Annotated in this window: 2 protein-coding genes; one reads left to right on the top strand and one right to left on the bottom strand. The window is 78.1% G+C overall.

Annotated elements, in window-relative coordinates; genetic code table 11:
- Window positions 1-31: 31 nt before the first annotated feature.
- Window positions 32-2,161: a helix-turn-helix domain-containing protein gene (locus tag ACFTXQ_RS36445; RefSeq protein ID WP_382649926.1), complete on the bottom strand. Its 2,130-nt coding sequence runs from the start codon at window positions 2,159-2,161 to the stop codon at window positions 32-34.
- Window positions 2,162-2,280: 119 nt separating this feature from the next.
- Here ACFTXQ_RS36445 and ACFTXQ_RS36450 point away from each other — a divergent pair, with 119 nt between their 5' ends.
- Window positions 2,281-3,804 carry a DUF6350 family protein gene (locus ACFTXQ_RS36450; RefSeq protein ID WP_382649929.1) on the top strand — a complete coding sequence of 508 codons (1,524 nt, stop codon included), beginning with the start codon at window positions 2,281-2,283 and terminating at the stop codon, window positions 3,802-3,804.
- Window positions 3,805-3,862: the final 58 nt, after the last annotated feature.

Below are 3,862 nucleotides of genomic sequence, written 5' to 3' on the forward strand. Positions count from 1 at the left end.
CCCTCTCCGGGGTGCGGGCCGAGCCCGTTTCTCATTCGACCTTCGGGGCGAGGCGGGCCGGACCCGCGGCCGGGTCGGCGCGCAGCTTGTCGTGGAGCGCCCTGCTCTCCTCGGTGAGCCGCTGGGGGCCGCTGTGCGGGGGCACGCCGGAGACGCTCGCGCCGGGTGCGATCGGGGGCTCGTACTGGGTGGGCGCCGTTCTGGCGGTGTACGCCGTGGCGGCCGCGATCACCGCGGTGACGCTGACGACGGCACGGGTCCACCGGCGGGCGCGGCGCTCCGCGGACGCGCGCACCACGGCCGCCGGGCGGGGTTCGAGCCGGACGGCCGGCCGCACCGTGGCGAGCCGCTCGCGCAGCAGCGCGGACCGCTGCCCGGGCGGTACGGCGGCCAGTTCGGGGATCCGCCCGGCGAGGTCGGCGTGCGCGTGGAGGAGGCGGTTGCCGGCGGTGGGGGTGCTGGCCTCGGTTTCGGCGGCGGTGTCGGGGAGGTCGAGGCCGACGCCGTCGTAGAGGATGACGGTACGGCGGTGGGGGGTGGGCAGCGCGAGCATGGCGTCGAGGAGGATCCGGTCGGCGGGCTCGGCGGGGGCCTTGTCGGGGTGCCGGTGGGCGCGGCGGAGCTGGTGCCAGGGGGAGAGGGCGTACTCGTGCGCGGCCGCGCGCACCCAGCCGACCGGGTCCGGGTCGGCGGCCACCTCGGGCCAGCGGTTCCAGGCCAGCTGGAAGGCCCGCTCCACGGCCTCCTGGGCGAGGGAGCGCCGGCCGGTGAGCAGATAGGCCTGCCGTACGAGGGCACCGGCGGCCCGCCCGTACAGCACGTCGAACTCCCCCGCGGCCCCGCCCCGCGGAGCCCCTTTCGGCCCCGCCGGAGCCTGCCCGCCCGCCTCCAGCGCCTCGCCACCCGCCGCGGCCCCCATGCCCGCCGGGCCCTGTGGACCCTCTCCGGCCTGGGGGGCCTGCCCTGCCTGCGCGGCGTCCAGGTTCTCTTTGCCCGCCGCGGCTTCGGGGGTTTCCGTCCCTTGCGGGGCCTGTTCGGCCTTGATGGTCTGAGCGGCCTCTGCGGCCTCCGGGTTCTCTTTGGCCGCCGTGGCTTCGGTGGTTTCCGTGCATTGCCGGGCCTGTTCTGCCTCCGGGGTCGGTCCGGTCCCAGGGGTCTCGCCGGGCTCCGTGGCCTGGATGGGCGGGGGGACCGCCGGGGCGTCCCCTGTTCTCGGCTCACCCGTGCTCCCTCCGGCCACCGGGGGGAGCGGGGTCTGCTCGGGCTCTGCGGCTTCGGCGGCCCTGGCCCCGCCCCCGGCCCCTTGGGCCGCCGGCCCCTCGGGTGAGGGCGCGCCTGCGGGCCTGGCGGCGCCTGTGGTGCCGTCGGAGGCGCCGGCTCCCGGGTGCCCGTCGGTCTCCGCGGTCAGGCCGGCGGGGCCGACCCTGACCGGCGCTTTGGCGTCGTGGCGGGGCAGCGCCACCGGCGGCCTCGCGGCGCGCTTGGCCGCGGGCTTGGGGCGGGTTCCGGCCCCGGCGGGCCGACCCGCCAGGGGGCGCGCGGGGCCGGGGGTCGCCCTCGGCGCCCCGGAGGACACACCCTCGGCCTCCGCGGCGCCGAGCCCGGCGTCCGCGGGCCGACCGGCCACGGCGCTCACCTCGGCGGCGCGGGGCTCGACTTCCGCAGGACGGTCCGTCAGGGGGCGTGCGGAACCGGGCGTTGCGCTCGGCACCGAAGGCGGCACGGCCGCTGCGTCGGTCGCGTGTGGGGCAGCTGATTCGGCCTCGACCGCCAGGGGCTCGGCATCTGTGGGCAGCTCCGTCTGGGGGTGCGGGGTACCGAGTTCGGCCCCAGCTCCAGCCTGGATCCCCACCTCGGCCAGGGCCCCCACACCGGCCTGGACGTTGGCCCCGGCCTCCGTGTCGAGCGCAACCCCGCCCTTGGCGGTGGGGTCCGGGTCGGGGGGCGGGGGGGCGAGGGTGGTCAGGAATGTGGCGTAGGCCTCGCGTTTGCGGCCGCGGGGGTCCGTGCGGCCCGTCTCCCACGAACGCACCGTGGCCGCCGTGACCCCCACCGCCGCCGCGACCTGTTCGTGCGTCAGATCCGCCGATTCGCGCAGTCTGCGGCGCTCCTTCGGGGTGGGGAGGCTCAGCTCCGAGCTCGTCTCGACGCTTCGTGTCATGCCACACTCCCCGCGACCCGGCAGCCCTGGGCGAAAAAGTACATAAACGTATATTGAGCGACACCACGGACATTCGCCTGTTACCCGCTCATAGCGCGTGTCGTTGGCACCATGGCGGGGTGACCCAAGTGACCGAACGCGGGACCCCGTTGTCCACGGCCCCGCGCGCCGCCGCCCGGCGCCGTTCCCCGGCGGCGGCCGCCTGCGTGGTGGGCGGTGCCGTGGCGGCCGGGCTCGGGCTCGGCTTCCTCGCCGTGCTCGTCATCGTGCTGTGGATCAGCTCCCCCTACCCCGACAGCGGCCCCGGCGGGGCCCTGCACCTCGCCGCCGGGCTGTGGCTGCTCGCCCACGGCGCGGAGCTGCTGCGGTACGAGACCCTGTCTGGCGTGCCCGCGCCCGTCGGCGTGACGCCGCTGCTCCTCGTCGCGCTGCCCGTCCTGCTCATGCGGCGTGCGGCCCGGCTCGGGAGCGCCTCCGAGGAGGAGGGGGAGGAGGTGCTGCCCGCGACCGCCGTGTTCTCGGCCGTGGTGTGCGGGTACCTGGCCGTCGGGGCCCTCGTCACGGCGTACGCGGCCGGCGGCCCCATGCCCGCCGATCCGCTGAGCGCGGCCTGGCACGTCCCGCTGGTCGCCGCGCTCGCCGCCGGCGGCGGGGTGTGGGCGGTGCGGGGGCGTCCGCTCGCGGGGTTCCCCTCATGGGTGCCGGGGGGCGTACGGAGGGCAGTTACGCGCCCCCGTTACGCGCTGGCGCTCCGGGCCGGTGCGGGCGGAGCCCTCGTCCTCCTGGGCGGCGGTGTCCTGCTCGTCGGGTCCTCGCTGGCCTGGCACGGCGCGGAGGTCCAGGGGTCGTTCCTGGCGCTGACCGAGGTGTGGTCGGGCCGGTTCGCGGTGCTGCTGCTCGCGGTCGCGCTGATCCCGAACGCCATGGTGTGGGGGGCGTCCTACGCCCTCGGGCCCGGCTTCGCCCTCGGCGTCGGCGCGACCGCCACCCCGCTCGGCTACGCGGGCTCGCCCGCGCTGCCCCGGTTCCCGCTGCTGGCGGCGCTGCCGGCGGAGGGGCCGGGAGGCCCGCTGACCTGGGCGGCCGCCGGGGTGCCGGTGGTGGCTGGGCTGGCGGTGGGATGGTTCGCGGTGCGCCGGGCGCGGGAGGTCCCGTATGGGGAGACCGCGCTGACGGCGGCCCTCGGCGCGCTGGTGTGCGGGCTGGTCATGGCCGGGCTCGCGGCGGCCTCGTCGGGGCCGCTGGGGTCGCGGGCGCTGGCCGAGTTCGGGCCGGTGTGGTGGGCCGTCGGCGTGGCGGCCTTCGCGTGGACGCTGGTGCTGGCCGTGCCGGTGGCCGTGGGGGTGCATGCGTGGCGGATGCGGTTGCCGGCCGTGCCGGGGGGTGCGGACGGGTGGCACGACAGTGGGGTGCGGGAGCTTCGGTGGGAGGCGCTTCGCCTGGCGGCGGCCGAGCCGGTGGTTCCGGACGAGCCTGACGTGGCCCCGGGCCCGGCCCCGGCCCCGGCCCCGGCGCCGGCCCGGCCGCAGCGGGCACTGACCATCGTGCGGGGGCTCAGCCTGGACGTGCCGGTGGCTGCGCCGCCCTTGGCTCCGCCGGTGGGCGGGGTCCGGGTGCTGGCTCGGCGGAAGCCGCCCGAGTAGGGCGCGGCGCCGCTGCCGGGGGCTCTGCCCCCGGACCCCCGCGCCTCAAACGCCGGCG

The sequence above is a fragment of the Streptomyces sp. NPDC057010 genome (genome assembly GCF_042673805.1).
Lineage (GTDB): Bacteria > Actinomycetota > Actinomycetes > Streptomycetales > Streptomycetaceae > Streptomyces.

Excerpts from the sequence above, each read along its gene's own strand:
- ACFTXQ_RS36445 (WP_382649926.1), bottom strand. The coding sequence starts at position 2,161 with ATGACACGAAGCGTCGAGACGAGCTCGGAGCTGAGCCTCCCCACCCCG.